1 protein-coding gene is annotated in these 1,059 nt (G+C 64.2%); it reads right to left on the reverse strand.

Annotated elements, in window-relative coordinates:
- On the reverse strand, positions 1-1,059 hold a 1,059-nt coding region (tssI, locus tag EIY71_RS28465), incomplete at both ends, for a type VI secretion system tip protein TssI/VgrG (RefSeq protein WP_134024005.1).

The following is a 1,059-nucleotide window of genomic DNA, read 5'->3' on the forward strand; positions in this document are numbered from 1 at the left end:
CCATGCCGATGCGCGGGATCGCGATGCCGCCGTACTGGGCGCCGGCCCAGGCGGAGGACACGCGCAGCCAGCAGCTGGTCTTGTCGTCGGCGAGGCCGTCGCGGTCCCAGTGGAACTGGACTTTCACGCGGCCGTATTCGTCGCAGTGGATTTCTTCGCCTTTCGGCCCGGTGACCACGGCGCTCTGGCTGCCGAGGATGCGCGGTTTCGGGTGGCGCAGGGGCGGGCGGTTCGGCACGTCCCACGGGGTGGCCTGGAAGCGGTTGCGGTAACCCTGATGGAAATCGTCTTTGAGCGCGGTGGTGTCACTGGTCACCGACTCTTCCAGCACCTGCGGCTGTTTGCCTTCGTGGTGGACTTCGGTGAGCAGCCACAGGTCGTTCCACTTGGCTTTCGGGTGCTCTTTCAGCGCGAGGAAATGGCCGCTGACCAGCAACGGCTGGTCGCTCTTGCCTTCGGCGAGCTGGAAGTCGCTGCGATGACGTTCGAGGGCGCGCTTGGCCAGGTGTTTGCCGCGCTCGCGGTCGATGAAACGGCCCGGGTAATCGTAGTCCTCGAGGTCGGGCAGGGCGTCGCCGCGGTTTTCGCTTTCCAGCGTCAGGCGCGGTTTTTCGAAGTCGTAGTCGCGGCGGGTGGTGCGGCTGGTACGGGTTTCCAGGCGCAGGTCGAAGCGTTTGATCACCGGGTTGCTGGCGACCATGCCGGAGTCCTGCTGATAGGCCACCGGCGCCAGTTTCTTGAACACCGTCTGGTCGTCGCCGAACACCAGTTTGTGGCCCGTGGCGCTGTGCTGGAAGTGGTAGTGAATGCCTTCTTCTTCGCACAGGCGCTGGATGAAATGCAGGTCCGATTCGTCGTACTGCACGCAGTAGAGGCGATCGGGGTAGATCGAACCGGTCTGGAAGGCGTAGGCGTTGCCCTGGATGCCGTGTTCTTCGAGGACCTTGCCGATGATTTTCGGCACGCTGAGGTTCTGGAAGATCCGCTGGTTGATCCGGTGCGCGAGATACGCCAGTTGCGGGCGCAGGGTCACGGAATAGCGCGTCAGGCGCTTGCCGG

It is taken from the genome of Pseudomonas sp. CH235 (assembly GCF_004368175.1).
In the GTDB taxonomy this organism is placed as follows: domain Bacteria; phylum Pseudomonadota; class Gammaproteobacteria; order Pseudomonadales; family Pseudomonadaceae; genus Aquipseudomonas; species Aquipseudomonas paraglycinae.